At 65.5% G+C, this 15,145-nt stretch carries 13 protein-coding genes; 5 read left to right on the top strand and 8 right to left on the bottom strand.

Annotation, left to right across the window (positions count from 1 at the left end; translation table 11 throughout):
• Position 1 precedes the first annotated feature (1 nt).
• The 4 genes from ASF60_RS24295 to dnaK form a co-directional block, all read right to left on the bottom strand.
• Positions 2–217: a hypothetical protein gene (locus tag ASF60_RS24295; RefSeq protein ID WP_056182777.1), complete on the bottom strand. Its 216-nt coding sequence runs from the start codon at positions 215–217 to the stop codon at positions 2–4.
• 295 nt (positions 218–512) lie between these two features.
• Positions 513–1,148, bottom strand: coding sequence for a class I SAM-dependent methyltransferase (locus ASF60_RS07395; protein ID WP_056182774.1), 636 nt, complete (start codon positions 1,146–1,148; stop codon positions 513–515).
• Positions 1,149–1,325: 177 nt separating this feature from the next.
• The gene (gene dnaJ, locus ASF60_RS07390; RefSeq protein WP_056182770.1) at positions 1,326–2,486 is read right to left on the bottom strand and encodes a molecular chaperone DnaJ; all 1,161 of its coding nucleotides are present in this window, start codon (positions 2,484–2,486) and stop codon (positions 1,326–1,328) included.
• Between the two features lie 153 nt (positions 2,487–2,639).
• A complete protein-coding gene (gene dnaK / locus ASF60_RS07385) occupies positions 2,640–4,553 on the bottom strand; it encodes a molecular chaperone DnaK (protein WP_056182767.1) in 1,914 nt (637 codons plus the stop codon).
• A 443-nt stretch (positions 4,554–4,996) separates the two neighbouring features.
• Between dnaK and ASF60_RS07380 the strand changes: the two genes are divergently transcribed.
• The gene (locus ASF60_RS07380) at positions 4,997–5,965 is read left to right on the top strand and encodes a hypothetical protein (RefSeq protein WP_056182765.1); all 969 of its coding nucleotides are present in this window, start codon (positions 4,997–4,999) and stop codon (positions 5,963–5,965) included.
• 13 nt (positions 5,966–5,978) lie between these two features.
• Here the strand turns inward: ASF60_RS07380 and ASF60_RS07375 are convergent, their stop codons facing one another.
• Positions 5,979–6,587, bottom strand: coding sequence for a YqgE/AlgH family protein (locus tag ASF60_RS07375; protein WP_056182762.1), 609 nt, complete (start codon positions 6,585–6,587; stop codon positions 5,979–5,981).
• A 269-nt stretch (positions 6,588–6,856) separates the two neighbouring features.
• Between ASF60_RS07375 and ASF60_RS07370 the strand changes: the two genes are divergently transcribed.
• Positions 6,857–7,339, top strand: a complete 483-nt coding sequence (locus ASF60_RS07370; protein ID WP_056182759.1) for a peroxiredoxin — start codon at positions 6,857–6,859, stop codon at positions 7,337–7,339.
• A gap of 102 nt (positions 7,340–7,441) precedes the next feature.
• Here the strand turns inward: ASF60_RS07370 and thrB are convergent, their stop codons facing one another.
• From thrB to ASF60_RS07355, 3 genes are all read right to left on the bottom strand, one after another.
• Positions 7,442–8,419 (bottom strand): homoserine kinase, encoded by a 978-nt coding sequence (gene thrB, locus ASF60_RS07365; RefSeq protein ID WP_056182756.1) that lies wholly within the window; start codon positions 8,417–8,419, stop codon positions 7,442–7,444.
• Positions 8,420–8,508: 89 nt separating this feature from the next.
• Positions 8,509–9,510: a 4-hydroxy-3-methylbut-2-enyl diphosphate reductase gene (gene ispH, locus ASF60_RS07360; protein ID WP_056182755.1), complete on the bottom strand. Its 1,002-nt coding sequence runs from the start codon at positions 9,508–9,510 to the stop codon at positions 8,509–8,511.
• A gap of 104 nt (positions 9,511–9,614) precedes the next feature.
• The gene (locus ASF60_RS07355; RefSeq protein ID WP_056182753.1) at positions 9,615–11,072 is read right to left on the bottom strand and encodes an aminotransferase-like domain-containing protein; all 1,458 of its coding nucleotides are present in this window, start codon (positions 11,070–11,072) and stop codon (positions 9,615–9,617) included.
• A gap of 145 nt (positions 11,073–11,217) precedes the next feature.
• On the opposite strand from ASF60_RS07355, the gene ASF60_RS07350 reads away from it, so the two are divergent.
• The 3 genes from ASF60_RS07350 to ASF60_RS07340 all read left to right on the top strand — a co-directional run bounded on the left by ASF60_RS07350 (position 11,218) and on the right by ASF60_RS07340 (position 15,139).
• Entirely contained in the window at positions 11,218–11,565 is a 348-nt protein-coding gene (locus ASF60_RS07350) for a DUF1127 domain-containing protein (RefSeq protein ID WP_056182751.1), read from the top strand.
• Positions 11,566–11,793: 228 nt separating this feature from the next.
• Complete coding sequence (locus tag ASF60_RS07345; protein WP_056182749.1) at positions 11,794–13,695, top strand: monovalent cation:proton antiporter-2 (CPA2) family protein; 1,902 nt, start codon at positions 11,794–11,796, stop codon at positions 13,693–13,695.
• 4 nt (positions 13,696–13,699) lie between these two features.
• Positions 13,700–15,139, top strand: coding sequence for an MATE family efflux transporter (locus tag ASF60_RS07340; protein ID WP_244478358.1), 1,440 nt, complete (start codon positions 13,700–13,702; stop codon positions 15,137–15,139).
• The last annotated feature ends 6 nt before the right edge of the window (positions 15,140–15,145 follow it).

The following is a 15,145-nucleotide window of genomic DNA, read 5'->3' as shown; positions in this document are numbered from 1 at the left end:
TCTACGGGGCGCAGTCGCCGGGAGCTGGAATCGCCGCTTTAGTACTCGTAACGGCCATGGCCACGATGGTGGTGCCGGCGCTCATGCCAGCCGCGGCGCTCATCCCAGCCACCGTGATGATCCCAGCCATGACGGCGGTGCCCCCATCCGCGATGGCGTCCCCGCTCGTGACCGCCATCGTAGCGATCATGGTGACGGTGATGTCCCCATCCGCCATGCCCACCCCAGTACTGAACGGTGCTGATCGCAGCCGGCTCCGAAGCGGCAGGGGGTGCGAACGCAGGCATGGCGGTGGCCGGACTTCCGGCCGCGAGGCCGCACGCGAGGGCAGCCACCACGACTGAGGCCTTGACGGCCCGCATCAATCCCATGGGGGATGTGGTCATGGTCGGATCCTATCTCGAACGAGCGGGCGCCTCCCGCTCTCACCTCGGAGATAGAGGGAAAGCCCTGAACCCAACCCCAGCTCGCCCTTCAGCTCCCGTTCGGATTTGATCTTCCGGGCGTATGGGTCAGGGGCGGCGGTAGACCCAGACGCGGGCAGGCGGCAGGTTGAGCCAGACCCGATTCGATCGGCTCGCCGTGTAGGTGCCGGCATCGCAGCGTGCCGGGATGGGCGGCACCACAGCATAGGTGAATTGTACGAACGGCGCACTGGCGTGCATCATCGCGTGAGCAGCGTTGAGCAGATCGAGGCGTTGCTCCAGGGGTTTTGTGAACAGCGGCAGGCTTGAGACCATCGCTGCAGCTTTATCCGACAGCATCGCGCCGAGGGTCTCGCGGATGTTGTAAGCGTCACCACGGACGATCGTCGCGCGCGGGAAGCGTTTCTGGAGAAGCTTGCAGAAATCGGGATTGTACTCGACCAGGATCAGACGTTCCTGTTCGATGCCGCGGCGTATCAGGGCTTCCGTCACCGGACCCGTACCGGGACCGAGTTCGATGACCGGACCGGTGACGCGCGGGTCGACATAGGATGCCATGGTCCGCGCGAGCATCTTGCCCGAGGGGGTCACGGCTCCGGTGACGAGCGGTCGCTCGAACCAGGAGCGTAGAAATCGCGCCTCGTCCTCCAGCGGGTCCCGTCGCGTACGGTTGGCACCGGAGGCGAGGTCGGCTTTTGCGCTGGGGCGGCGTAGCGGCGGCAAGACCCTATGTCCTCAGATCACGGGTGGGAGGGAAAGGCTAGACGACGAAGCTCTTCGGCAGTCAAGCGCGCATCCATGGAACAGACCCCGGCGCACACAACGATTGGGGTGGCGGTGCCGGCACGCCACATCCGATAACCGGGGCCGCGTCAATTTGATCCGCAGGTTTGTGATGACTCAAGTACGGGCGGTACCGCCAAGTCCGTCGAAGAAGTCCTTAACCTTCGAAAAGAAGCCTGCGCTTTCCGGATGGTTCTCATCCGACGCAGTTTGATCGAATTCCTGGAGAAGTTCACGCTGGCGCTTGGAGAGGTTCTGCGGAGTCTCGACAAAAACCTGAATGTAGAGATCTCCAACATCGCGTGAGCGAAGCACCGGCATGCCCTTAGCCTTGATGCGGAACTGCTTCGCCGTCTGGGTACCCGCCGGGATCCGAACCTGCGTCTGCGAGCCGTCGATCACCGGAACGGTGATCTCGCCGGAAAGGGCAGCGGTCACCATCGAGATCGGCACGCGGCAGAACAGGTCCGCCCCATCCCGCTGGAAGAACTCGTGCGGCTTGATCGACAGGAAAACGTAGAGGTCGCCTGCCGGTCCGCCTCGCAGGCCGGTCTCGCCCTCCCCGGCGAGGCGGATCCGTAGTCCATCATCGACGCCAGCCGGCACATTGATAGAGAGCGTGCGCTCCCGTGTGACGCGACCCGCCCCACCGCAGGCCGTGCAGGGATCGTCGATCACCTCGCCGCGCCCATGGCAATTCGGACAGGTGCGTTCGATCGCGAAGAAGCCTTGCGCCGCGCGCACGCGGCCGTATCCACCGCAGGTCTGACAGGGGCGCGGCTTGGAACCCGCCTTGGCGCCGGACCCGGAGCAGACCTCACAGGTGACCGACGTGGCCATCTTGATGGTCTCGGCCTTGCCGCTGAAGGCTTCCTCCAGGGAAATCTCGAGATTGTACCGAAGATCGGCGCCCCGCTCCCGGGCGGGGCCACTGCGTGCGCCGCCACGTCCTGCTCCCGGAGCCGCGCGACCGTCGCCGAAGAAATTGTCGAAGATATCCGACATGAAGTCGCCGAATTCGTTGCCGAACCCGGGTCCTCCCCCGCCGCCCTGCTGGAAAGCCGCATGGCCGAAACGGTCGTAAGCTGCGCGTTTTTGGCCGTCCGAAAGGCACTGATAGGCTTCGTTGATTTCCTTGAACTTGAGCTCGGCCTCCGAATTCCCGGGATTGCGGTCCGGGTGGTAGGTCATGGCAAGTTTACGGAAGGCGATCTTCATCTCGCCGTCGGTTGCGGTCTTGGAGACGCCCAGAATCTCGTAATAGTCCCGCTTCGACATTCCCGTCCTCAAAGTCCCCCGGCGCGCCGATCCAACGGGACCGCGCCGTCTTCATGATTGCAGGAGCGCTGTCCCGACCCCATCGCACACGTGGAAGGGACCCGGACATGACACGGGGCCGGATCGCTCCGGCCCCGCTTTCAGATGCAGGCGTTATGCCCGCTTCTTCTGGTCCTTGTCATCGACTTCCTGGAAGTCGGCATCGATGACGTCGTCCTTCTTCGCCTCGTCGGCGCCCGGTGCGGCACCCGCCTCACCGGCCTGGTTGGCGGCGTACATTGCCTCGCCGAGCTTCATCGAAGCCTGCATCACATCGGTGGTGCGCGCCTTGATGACCTCGACGTCCTCGCCCTCAAGAGCGGTCCGCAGAGCGGTGATCGCAGTCTCGATGGCACCCTTGTCGTCGGACGAGACCTTGTCGCCATATTCTTTCACCGATTTCTCGGTGGCATGGACGAGGCTCTCACCCTGGTTCTTCACCTCAACCAGTTCGCGGCGCTTCTTGTCGGCCTCGGCGTTTGCTTCGGCGTCCTTCACCATCCGCTCGATGTCGGCATCCGACAGGCCGCCCGAGGCCTGGATCCGGATCTGATGCTCCTTGTTCGTCGCCTTGTCCTTGGCTGTCACGTTGACGATGCCGTTGGCGTCGATGTCGAACGTCACCTCGATTTGCGGCATGCCGCGCGGCGCCGGGGGAATGCCCATCAGGTCGAACTGGCCGAGCAGTTTGTTGTCGGCCGCCATCTCGCGCTCGCCCTGGAAGACCCGGATCGTGACCGCGTTCTGATTGTCCTCGGCCGTCGAGAAGGTCTGGGACTTCTTCGTCGGGATCGTGGTGTTGCGGTCGATCAGGCGGGTGAAGACGCCTCCAAGGGTCTCGATGCCGAGCGACAGCGGCGTGACATCGAGGAGCAGCACATCCTTGACGTCGCCCTGAAGCACGCCGGCCTGGACGGCAGCACCGATCGCCACGACCTCATCCGGATTGACGCCCTTGTGGGGCTCCTTGCCAAAGAACGACTTCACGACTTCCTGGATCTTCGGCATGCGGATCATGCCGCCGACGAGAACGACCTCATCGATCTCGGACGCCGAAACACCCGCATCCTTGAGCGCCTTGCGGCATGGTTCGATCGTCCGCTGGACGAGATCATCCACGAGCGACTCGAACTTGGCGCGGCTGAGCTTCAGGGCGAGATGCTTCGGTCCCGAAGCGTCGGCCGTGATGTAGGGCAGGTTGATCTCGGTCTGCGTCGCCGAAGACAACTCGATCTTCGCCTTTTCAGCCGCCTCCTTCAGGCGCTGAAGCGCGAGCTTGTCCTTGGTCAGGTCAATGCCCTGTTCACGCTTGAACTCCGCCGACAGGTACTCGACCACGCGGTTGTCGAAGTCTTCTCCGCCGAGGAAGGTGTCGCCATTGGTGGACTTCACCTCGAACACGCCGTCGCCAATCTCAAGGATCGAGACGTCGAAGGTGCCACCGCCAAGATCGTAGACCGCGATGGTGCCGGCCTTCTTCTTGTCCAGGCCGTACGCGAGGGCCGCCGCGGTGGGCTCGTTGATGATACGCAGCACTTCGAGACCAGCGATCTTGCCGGCATCCTTGGTGGCCTGACGCTGGGCATCGTTGAAGTAGGCCGGCACGGTGATCACGGCCTGGGTCACGGGCTGCCCGAGGTGCGCCTCTGCCGTCTCCTTCATCTTCTGAAGGGTGAAGGCCGAGATCTGCGACGGCGAGTATTTCTTGCCGTCTGCCTCGACCCAGGCGTCGCCGTTGTCGCCGCGCACGATCGCGTAGGGAACCAGGCCCTTGTCCTTCTGCGTCATCGGGTCGTCATACGTACGACCGACGAGACGCTTGATGGCGAAGAAGGTGCGCTCGGGGTTCGTAACCGCCTGGCGCTTGGCCGGCTGGCCGACGAGTCGCTCGCCCTCGTCGGTGAAGGCAACGATGGACGGCGTGGTCCGCGCACCTTCCGAATTCTCGACTACCTTGGGCTGCGTGCCCTCCATGACGGCCACGCAGGAATTGGTGGTGCCGAGGTCGATACCGATAACCTTACCCATGGTGGGATCCCTCTGTTGTCGTTTGGTCAAGCAGACCGCCGAGCCCCGAAGCAGCTCGGCCCATGGCTGTGCGAAACTGAATGTATGAGAACGGGTTCGGGCACCGGTTCGCGCCCCGGAACGGTGCGGAGCCGGGTCTTAATCCCGCGTCTCGGCCGATATAAGAAGGGTGCCGCAGGGCCGCAAGGCGAAGTGCCGCGACGAGGTGCATCCGATCCCGGCAAAACGCGTTACCCGTCTCAGCGCCTTGGAGTTTCCAAGGTGTCGTGTCTGCCGTTCGCTCACGCTGCGGATCGGATCGTGCCGCGGCTTCAGACTAGGATCCGCTCAGTGCTAAAGTGTCGTCGCCGCTGTGGCTGGGCGGTTCACGCATGGTAAGCATGAGGTAAACATGCTTGGCTGCGCAGTCCTCTACCTCCCCTGCCATAGGCCCGAAAGTCTCGATGCGTCTGACCCGCGTGCTTCTCCTTCTGCCGGTGCTGGCGTTGATGCCTCAACCGACATCCGCTCAGTCGTTCTTCGAGGAGTTGTTCGGTATCGGGCGTGCTGCCAAGCCTCCGGTTCCGCCGCGTGGGGTTCCCACCGCACCCGGGGCTCCGCCGCCGGGAGCGCCGGGCGAAGCGCCTCCGCCAGCCGCCGATATCCCTCGTGCCCCTCCGGCGCCGCGGCAGCCCGTGGTGCTCAAGGCTCCATCGGAGGAGAGCGTGATGGGGCAGGACCTGCAGCTCAATGGCCTCAATGGAAGCCTCAAGCTGGAAAAGGCAGGCGGTGGCACGACGGCCCGGATCATCCTGCCCGGCAACAAGATTTCGCAGCCGGTCGAGACCTGTAAAGTTCCCCTGAACGGCGGCGCGCCGATCGCGGTCTCCTCCGAAGGACGTCCGGAGGGTGTCAGCCGCTTTGAAATAACGGGTGGGGAGTGCCCCCTGCGCTTCGAGGTGCTCGACGGCGCCGTGCTGGTTCGGTCGCTCTCCGGGCCGAATTGCACCTTCGCGGCAGACGATTGCGCCACGACCCCGAACGGCCTCTGGGGGCCTGCCGCCGCGACCTTGCTTCCACGGGCCGGCGAGTTCGAGGCTGCGCGCGGCGGGGCCGATCGGGCGGTGCGAGAAAACTACAAGCTGATGAGCCAGCGTCTCCGGGGCTCGGATCTGCGTCCGGTGGTGACGGAGCAGGCCGCCTTCTCCTCGGATCGCGAGCAGATGTGCCGGACCTACGCCCGAGAGGGCACGCACGGTTTCTGCAATCTACGCTTCACCGAAGCGCGGGCGCTCGCCCTCGCCACCCGTCTTGGCGTCACGATCGGCACGGCGGCACCGAGCGCCTCGGCGGCCCCACCCCGCCCGCGCCGTAAGCCCCCGGTGGAAGGCATGAACCCCGACTCCGGTGGAGCACCCTTCGTCGAGCCGTAAAACTTGGCTTAGCTCAGCTATGGCCCGCGCTGACGGAGAGCATCGCGAGGTCGATGCCGTTGTTGCGAAGAGTCCGCTCATATTTGGCGTCGAGCGCCGTATGGAAGATCATATCGGGATCGGCCGGGCAAACCAGCCATCCGTTGGCCAGGATCTCATCCTCCAGTTGGCCAGCCTGCCACCCGGCATAACCGAGGGCCAGGACCGCGCTTGCGGGCCCATCGCCCGTCGCGATCGCCCGCAAGATGTCGACGGTCGCAGTCAGGCAGATCCCGTCATCGATGATCAATGTCGATTGATCAATGTGGAAATCATCGGTGTGGAGGACGAAGCCGCGCTTGGCATCGACCGGGCCACCCATCAGGACGGGCATGTGCCCGACGCGCTCACGAAGGCGGATGGCGTCGGTTTCGCTGGCGATGTCGAGCTGAATCAGCAGGTCCGGCATATTGAGGTCGGATACCGCCTTGTTCAGGATGATCCCCATCGCTCCATCGGCCGAATGGGCGCACAGGTAGATGACCGAACGCGCGAACCGCGAGTCCGTAAGCCCCGGCATCGCTACCAGGAACTGACCGTCGAGATAGGCGGGATCACCCGCACGGGGTCGAGGCGTCTGCATGCCGGCATGCTACGCCGCATGGTGGCTTTGTCCAGGGCGCGGCCGTGTCGGATCGGCCACCGGGTCACGTCCGAGGCCGGCCGCACTGGACGCAACAGATCTGCAACTCGACACGCTAACTCCTGCGAGCTAGACGGTTTTTCGTGGGGCTCGAGCGCGGTGCGAAGCGGGCCTGCGCGGCGGGGCAACGGGTTCCGCACGGCCGGAATGCGTGGCACGACCAGGGTCCCGATGGTTCGGGTGCCCCAGCGATCTTCAGGAGACGACGGATGACCATTCAGGTTGGCGACCACCTCCCCCAGGTGACGTTTCGTGTGAGCGGCACGGACGGACCGGAAGCCAAGACCACCGATGACCTCTTCAAGGGGCGCCGCGTTGTTCTCGTCGGCGTCCCGGGCGCCTTCACGCCCAGCTGTCACCGCAACCATCTGCCCGGTTTTGTCGAGAAGCAGGCGGAGATCAAAGCACGGGGCATCGACGCGATCGCAATCACCTCCGTCAACGACGTGTTCGTTCTCGACGCCTGGCAGAAGGCCAGCGGTGCAGAGAGCCTCGAGTTTCTCGCGGACGGCAATGCCGAGTTCGCCAAGGCCATCGGCCTGGACATGGATGGCGCCGGTTTCGGCCTCGGGCCTCGTTCGAAGCGCTACGCCATGCTCGTCGATGACGGCGTCGTCCGCATCCTGAACGTGGAGGATTCCCCGGCCAAGACCGAGATCTCGGGCGTCGATGCCCTGCTCAAGGTAATCTGAAGATCCTTCGCCTCCGGGCACCTCTCTGACGCCCGAGGGAACCGCACCACCCTGTGCCCCCTGGCGGGCTCAGGGTGGTGGAGCAGCGAGCCTTCGGTGTCGTCAGGCCGAAGCCACCCTGCCCCAACCGTAGTCCCGCGCGTGCGTGATGCGCCGGTGGAAGGTCAGCCGGCGGTCGTATTCCAGCGGGTCCTTCGGCTGAACCAGGGCTCCCGGCGGCACGTTGAGCCAGTCGACGAGACGGGTGAGCAGGAAACGCAGGGCGGCACCCCGGCATAGGATCGGCAAGGCTTCGACCTCTGCGGGGGTCAGCGGACGCACCGCCTCGTAGCCCGCGATCAGCGTCGCGCCCATCTCGCGATGGAACGTGCCGTCCGCGTCGAAGCACCAGGCATTCAGGCAGATCGCGAGATCGTACGCGAATGCATCGTTGCAGGCGAAATAGAAGTCGATCAGGCCCGACAGATCGTCGCCGATGAAAAAGACATTGTCGGTGAACAAATCGGCATGGATCACCCCGGAGGGCAGTCCCGAGGGCCAGCCGGCCTGGAGGATGGCAAGGTCGCCGGCGATGCGCTCGCCGAGGCCCGGCGAGACTCTATCGGCCTCTAGCTCCGCCAGATGAAACAGCGGCTCCCAGGCTTCCACCGAGAGATTGTTGGCGCGACGCATGCCGAAGTCGGCGCCGGCGGCGTGCAGACCCGCAAGCGCTCCGCCGAGGGCCCGGCAATGGTCGATTCCGGGGCGCTTGACCGACACGCCCTCAAGAAACGTGACGATCACCGCCGGCTTGCCGCAAAGCTCTCCCAGTCCGATCCCGGCCCGGTCGCGGATCGGCTGCGGGCAGGCAAGGCCCCGCGCAGCGAGATGCTCCATCAGGTTCAGGAAGAACGGCAAATCGTCGGCGCGCACCCGCTTTTCGTAGAGGGTGAGAATGAAGGTGCCGCCGGTGGTGTGTAGGAAGTAGTTGGTGTTCTCCACTCCTTCGGCGATGCCCTTGTACGACAGCAGGGTGCCGATGTCGTAGGCGGCCAGGAAGGCGGTCAGCGCCGCGTCGGAGACCTCTGTGTAGACAGCCACTGCGCTTCGCTTGAATTCTTAGGGACGAAAAGGACAAGGGCGCCAGATGGCGCCCTTGCTGACGGCAATTTTCCAAATGGACGTGAGGCTTATTCGGCGGCTTCGCTGCGCAACTCGCGTGGCAGCGGGAAGGACATGTCCTCCACGACCGTCGACACCGTATCCACCGTGACCGTGTAGCGGGCCGCGAAGGCGTCGATGATTTCCTCGACCAGCACTTCTGGTGCGGAAGCGCCAGCCGTGAGGCCGAGCTTGCGAATGCCTTCGAAGGCAGGCCAGTCGATCTCCTCGGCCCGCAACACCAGGCGTGTGATGGGGCAGCCGACGCGTTCGGCGACCTCCCGCAGGCGCTGCGAGTTCGACGAGTTCGACGAACCGACCACGATGACGGCGTCGACCAGCGGTGCCACCTGCTTCACCGCTTCCTGGCGATTGGTGGTCGCGTAGCAGATGTCGTCCTTGTGCGGCCCGGTGATGGTCGGGAACTTCTTCTTGAGCGCTTCCACGATGTGGTGGGTGTCGTCGACCGACAGGGTGGTCTGCGTCACCCAGGCGAGGTTGTCGCGGTTCTCCGGCTCGAGGGCAGCGATCTGCTCCAGATCCTCGACCAGAGTGATCGAGCCTTTCGGCAACTGACCCATGGTCCCGACGACCTCGGGGTGGCCGGAATGGCCGACGAGCAGCACATGGCGCCCGCGCTTGTGATGGATTTCAGCCTCGCGGTGGACCTTGGTCACCAGCGGGCAGGTCGCGTCGATGGTGGTGAGACCGCGGGAATCGGCGTTGTGAGGAACGGTCTTGGCCACGCCATGGGCCGAAAAGATCACCGGGGCGGAGCCGTCGGGAACCTCATCGAGTTCGCGCACGAACACTGCGCCCTTCCGCTTTAGGCTCTCGACCACGTACTTGTTGTGGACGATCTCATGACGGACGTAGACCGGAGGTCCGTATATGGCGAGCGCCCGCTCCACCACGTCGATCGCCCGCACCACACCGGCGCAGAAGCCACGTGGTGCGCAAAGCAGGATCTCCAGGGGCGGCTTGACCGCTTCGCCGGAAACGGGGGAGGTCGTCAGATTCGCGTCGCTCATGATAGCCGGGATGTGGCGAGGCGGGGACGCCCCTGTCAACCTGTCATAGCGGAAAACTCCCGGACAGGCACCTGCGGTGCCACGAAAGCGGGTCCGTATGGCGTTCAAACGTCGGAGGACGCGCCAGGAACATGCCCTCGGGTCGCCGGAAGGGGGCGTACGGCCGCGCATTCGGCCAAGGCTGCTTTCAGCAGGGGGACCATCCGGGGATCGGCACACTGGGCCACGTTGAAGCGCAGGAAGCGGTTGCTCAGCGACGACGGGCTGAAGGCTCCCCCCGGGGCGAGCACGAGCCCGCGTGCCAGGGCGCACCGGGCGACATTGGCCGAGTCGAGGCCGTCGGGCAGACGCATCCAGAGGAAGAACCCGCCTGACGGCTCCAGCCAAGCCTTGAGGCCGCAGCCCTCCAGCTGCCGCAGGGCCGGCGCCATGGCCCGTCCGAGCTTCTCCCGGACGTCTGCGAGGTGCCGACGATAGGTCCCATCGGTGAGGAGGCAATGCATCAGGCTTGCCGACAGATGGCTGTTGCCCAGGCTCATGGCGAGCTTCAGGTCGACGAGCGGCTCAACCCAATCATCGCGCAGGGCGATGAACCCGCAGCGGATGGCAGCGGAAAGGGTCTTCGAGAAGCTGCCGATCTGGATCACCCGCTCAAGCCCGTCGAACCCAGCAAGGCGCGGAGACGGCTCACTCTCGAAATCCCCGAAGATGTCGTCCTCGATGATGAGGGTGTCGTGCGCTTCGGCAAGCTTGAGGATGCGGTGCGCAACAGCGGGGGAAAGGGTCGAGCCGGTGGGGTTCTGGAGCGCGGAATTGATGACGTAGAAGCGCGGCCGGTGTTCGGCCAGCAGCGTCGCGAAGGCTGCCAAATCGGGGCCGTTCGGCGTCAGCGGCACGCCCAGGATCCGCGCCCGCTGTGCCCGAAGCAGGGCGTGGTAGTTGAAGTAGCAGGGGTCATCGACCAGCACGGTATCGCCCGGCTCAAGCAGGAAGCGGCAGAGTAGATCCAGGGCCTGCGTTGCCGAATCGACCAGCACGACCTGGTCGGCGCCCGCCTCCACCCCCTTCTCGGCCAGACGCCGGGCGATCTGTGCGCGCAAGGGCGGAAAGCCGAGGGGCTGATCGTGTGCGACGAGGTTCGCTTCGGCTCCGCGTGCGAGCTGTCGCAGGCCTCGACGGACTGCCTCGTCAGGCATCCAGGCTGGGGGAAGCCAGCCTGACCCCGGCATGACCAGATCCGAGCCGGCCTGCATCGATTGCCGGGTGATCCACAGCGGGTCGACCGCACGATCGAGTTGCGGACCCACTGCCTTGAGGCAGAGCGGGCGCAACTTTCCGGCCACGTAGAAACCGGAGCCTCGACGCGCGACGATCGCCCCCTCGGCTCCGAGGCGGTCATAGGCTTCGACGACCGTGGACTTGGAGACACCCATGGCTTCCGCGAAGGCTCGGACGGAGGGGAGGCGTGCCCCCGGCATGAGCTGACGCCCGTCGATTCTCTCGGTGATGACGGCCGCGACGGTCTCGACCAGCGTTGGTGCCGATTGCGGAACGGCCTTCATCTGTCCTGCTCCTTGTCCCGGACAATTTTACCAGATTGTACTGGATTGTCCCTGTCGGCGCCAGGACCGTCGCCGCACTGTTCGGCATTGGCGCTCGCGACTGACGCGCGGCGGCTTTGCACGCCCATCAAGGAGGACGCGCATCATGGACACCATCACCACAACCCGGAGGAAAGGGACGATCATCCGTTACGGACATTTAGCTGCGGTCCGAGCGGCAGCGGTGCGATGCAGGGTTTGGGTGCTTGGTTTGAGGACCGCCATCGCGGAGGGCCTGTCACGGGCCGCTCTCAACCGCCGCGTGGTCCGGCAACTCTCGGTGATGTCCGATCGAGAGTTGAAGGACATTGGCCTAATCCGCCAGGATGTGTGGGATTCGGAAATGCTGCTGCTGGAAGGCGATGCATCGACCTTCCTGATCGGACGTCGTGAGGAGCGTCGACAGGGCCGTGGCCGCATTTCGGTCGAGACGCGGTCTCCGCACGATCGCTGAGAGGCGTGGTGGCACCGACCCTGCCCATACCAGCCGGGACGGTGTGAGGTGATGATTCGCACCGCTGGACTCAGTCCCAGATGCCATCGGGATACCCGTGGACGTGACGGATGGCCCGGCCGTGGGTAAGACGGGCCTGCCCGGCACTCCAGGATCACGTTCGATCGAGGTTGGCCTCCTTCAGCCCTGGATTCCTCCAGTCTCGGATTTCTCCAGTCTCGGATTCCCATGGCAAGCGCCACGACCCATGTCAGCTTCCTGCCACCCGTGCTGACATTTCTGTCGGCGGCGGTCATCGGCGTCCCGATCTTCCGCCTCATCGGGCAGAGCGCTGTACTGGGCTACCTCGTGGCCGGCGTCGTGATCGGCCCGTTCGGTTTCTCGCTCATTGCCGAGCCCGAGACAGCCGCCAGCGTTGCGGAACTCGGCGTCGTGCTACTGCTCTTCATCGTCGGGCTCGAACTGCAGATCTCGCGCCTCGTCTCGATGCGCCGCGACATCTTCGGGCTCGGCACCACGCAACTGCTCGTCTGTTCGGCGGCGCTCGCAGGTGTCGGCATCCTCATGGGAGCGAAGCCCTCCGCTAGCCTGCTCATCGGCATCGCGCTCGCACTGTCGGCGACGGCCGTCGCGCTGCAATTGCTGGAGGAGCGAGGCGATCTGGGGTCGCCCTATGGCGGGCGCGCTTTCGCGGTGCTGCTGTTCCAGGACATTTCGGTCGTCGCCATCCTGGCGCTGATGCCGCTCTTCGCCTCTTCGGGCATGGGCGGAGGCGATGGTTGGCTCCTCTCGGCCCTGCAATCCACCGGAACCGTCGGGGCTGCGATCCTCGCCGTTGTGCTGGTCGGCCGCTACGGCCTCAATCCGTTCTTCGGCCTGCTGGCGGCCAGCGGCGCCCGCGAGGTGATGACGGCGGCGGCCCTCCTGGTGGTGCTCGGCACCGCGATGCTGATGGAGCATGTCGGGCTGTCGATGGCGATGGGCGCCTTCCTCGCTGGCGTGCTGCTCGCCGAGTCGAATTTTCGGCACCAGCTCGAGGCCGACATCGAGCCGTTCCGCGGCATGCTGCTCGGCCTGTTCTTCATGAGCGTGGGCATGTCGATCGACGGAGGTCTGTTGAAGTCGGAATGGCCGACCCTTCTCGGGGCGACGGCCGGCGCGATTCTGCTGAAGGTGGCACTGGTGGCGGGGCTGTTCCGCCTGTTCGGCTCACCCTGGCTCGATGCTGTGCGCGGGGGCGCGATCCTCGCGCCGGCGGGCGAATTCGCCTTCGTGCTGCTCCCGGCTGGCGGTGAACTCGGTCTGATCGATTCGGCCAGCACGCGCTTCGCCGTCGCGCTCGCCGCCCTCACCATGCTGGTCGGTCCGGTCGCCGCAAAGGCCCTCGACACCGTGCTCGCCCGCCGTCCCGAAGGCCCCGAGGCGATGCCGGAAGCCATCGAGAGTACCGAGGCCCGCGTCCTCGTCGTGGGCTTCGGCCGGTTCGGTCAGATCCTGACTCAGGTTCTCCTGGCCGAGGGCATCAGCGTCACGGTGATCGACAAGGATGTCGAACAGATCCGCAGCGCGTCACGCTTCGGCTTCCGCATCTATTATGGCGACGGAACCCGCCTCGATGTGCTGCGTGCCGCCGGCATCGGCCGGGCCGAACTCCTCTGCGTCTGCGTCAACGACGGCGAGGCGGCCCTGAAAATCATCGACATCGTCCACGAGGAGTTCGCGACCGTGCGGACCTACGTCAGGGCCTATGACCGCATGCATGCGGTGGAACTGATGAATCGAGACGTGGATTTCCAACTGCGTGAGACGGTCGAATCCGCTCTCGCCTTCGGACGCGCGACCCTGGAAGGTCTCGGCCTCAGCGCCGAGGCTGCGGCCGCGACCGCCGAGGATGTTCGCAAGCGCGACGTCGCCCGTCTCGTGCTGCAACAGGCCGGCACCCTGCCGGACACGACGATCTGGACGCGCGGCGTGTCCGAGATCAAGCCGGAGCCGCTGACCGAGCCTCAACGTCCGTCACGCGCGCTCAACGCCGAGACCCGCGACATCATCGGCTCGAAGAAGCGGGAGGCGGCCACCCGCACCCTCGAAGTGCACGATGTCCACCAGGATCTTCGCTCGGATGCCTGATCGGATGGCTGAGGTGACCCGAAGCGGCTCGGCGCGCTTCGTCGAAGGCTCGATCCTGCGCCATGTCGTGACGATGAGCGCCACCGGTTCGGTCGGACTGATGGCAATCTTCGTCGTCGACTTCCTGTCTCTCCTCTACGTCTCCAAGCTCGGTGATCCGACCCTCACGGCGGCCGTCGGCTTTGCCACCATCGTCCAGTTCTTCGCGATCGCCATCAATATCGGCCTGATGATCGCGGCCGGCGCCCTGGTTTCACGGGCAATCGGCGCCGACGATGGAGAGGGCGCCCGACGCCTGGCGACCTCTGGCACCATCCACGGCATCGTCGTGTCGGGGCTTCTCGTGCTCGGGATGCTGCCGTTCCTGCCGATGTTTCTGGGCTGGATCGGGGCGGATGCCGAGACCCTGCCGGTGGCGACGCGCTTCCTCTGGATCACGCTGCCGTCGAACCTGCTGATGGGACCCGGCATGATGTTTGCCGGCCTGTTGCGCGCCGTTGGCGCTGCGCGTCAGGCCATGTACGTCACGCTCGGGGGGGCGATCGTGACCGCCGGCCTCGACCCGCTGCTGATCTTTGGCGCGGGCCTCGGCGTCGACGGGGCGGCCATCACGACCTGCTTTGCGCGCGCGACCTTCGCCATCATCGGCCTCTGGGGCGTGCGTCAGCATCGAATGCTCGCCCGGCCGCGCCTCGCCCATGTGATCGCGGATGCGCCCGTCGTCATGCGCATCGCCCTGCCCGCCGTCTTGACGAACCTGGCGCCCTCCGTGGCCAGTGCCTTCATCGCCCATGCGCTGGCGCAGTTCGGCGCCGTCGCGGTGGCCGGCAATGTTGTGGTGGACCGGCTGACCCCGGTGGCCTTCGGTGGCTTGTTCGCGATGTCGGGGTCGATCGGGCCGATCCTCGGCCAGAACTGGGGCGCGGGACGCTTCGACCGGATGCGCGGCGTTCTGCGTGACGGCACCCTGGTGACGGCAGCTTACGTGTTGGTGGTCTGGCTCGCCTTGGCACTGGGCGCGGCTCCTCTCATCAGGCTCTTCGAACTTCAGGGCGTCGCGGCCGACCTGTTCGGGTTCTTCTGCCTCGTGAGCGGCGGTGTCTGGTTCTTTACCGGGCTCCTGTTCTTGGCGAACGCCTCGTTCAACAACCTGGGTTTCCCGTTCTATTCGACCGCCCTGAACTGGGGCCGCGCCACGTTGGGAACCGTGCCGCCGGCCCTGATCGGCGCCCATTACTACGGACCAAAGGGCGTGATCGCGGGGGTCGGTGCCGGCTCCGTCCTGTTCGGTCTGGCCGGCATCGTTCTCGCCTTCCGCACCGTCGTGACGCTCGAGCGGCAGGCGGGCGCTAAGGTCGTCCAGGCGCCCGCCGTCGAAGTGCCCACTCCAGGGCCCGACGCTGCCCGGGCGGCCGCGCCGGCGCAATCCGGTGCCCTGGTCTGAAGGCTC

The sequence above is a fragment of the Methylobacterium sp. Leaf113 genome (genome assembly GCF_001423325.1).
Classification (GTDB): Bacteria; Pseudomonadota; Alphaproteobacteria; order Rhizobiales; family Beijerinckiaceae; genus Methylobacterium.
Note: the sequence above shows the minus strand (reverse complement) of the source record. Positions and strands in the feature narration are given on the sequence as shown.

What these genes read in the sequence shown, in the direction of transcription:
- ASF60_RS24295 (WP_056182777.1), bottom strand. Translation starts at nt 217, where the DNA reads ATGGCGGATGGGGACATCACCGTCACCATGATCGCTACGATGGCGGTC.
- dnaJ (WP_056182770.1), bottom strand. Translation starts at nt 2,486, where the DNA reads ATGTCGAAGCGGGACTATTACGAGATTCTGGGCGTCTCCAAGACCGCA.
- dnaK (WP_056182767.1), bottom strand. Translation starts at nt 4,553, where the DNA reads ATGGGTAAGGTTATCGGTATCGACCTCGGCACCACCAATTCCTGCGTG.
- ASF60_RS07380 (WP_056182765.1), top strand. Translation starts at nt 4,997, where the DNA reads ATGCGTCTGACCCGCGTGCTTCTCCTTCTGCCGGTGCTGGCGTTGATG.
- ASF60_RS07375 (WP_056182762.1), bottom strand. Translation starts at nt 6,587, where the DNA reads ATGCAGACGCCTCGACCCCGTGCGGGTGATCCCGCCTATCTCGACGGT.
- ASF60_RS07370 (WP_056182759.1), top strand. Translation starts at nt 6,857, where the DNA reads ATGACCATTCAGGTTGGCGACCACCTCCCCCAGGTGACGTTTCGTGTG.
- ispH (WP_056182755.1), bottom strand. Translation starts at nt 9,510, where the DNA reads ATGAGCGACGCGAATCTGACGACCTCCCCCGTTTCCGGCGAAGCGGTC.
- ASF60_RS07355 (WP_056182753.1), bottom strand. Translation starts at nt 11,072, where the DNA reads ATGAAGGCCGTTCCGCAATCGGCACCAACGCTGGTCGAGACCGTCGCG.
- ASF60_RS07350 (WP_056182751.1), top strand. Translation starts at nt 11,218, where the DNA reads ATGGACACCATCACCACAACCCGGAGGAAAGGGACGATCATCCGTTAC.
- ASF60_RS07345 (WP_056182749.1), top strand. Translation starts at nt 11,794, where the DNA reads ATGGCAAGCGCCACGACCCATGTCAGCTTCCTGCCACCCGTGCTGACA.
- ASF60_RS07340 (WP_244478358.1), top strand. Translation starts at nt 13,700, where the DNA reads ATGGCTGAGGTGACCCGAAGCGGCTCGGCGCGCTTCGTCGAAGGCTCG.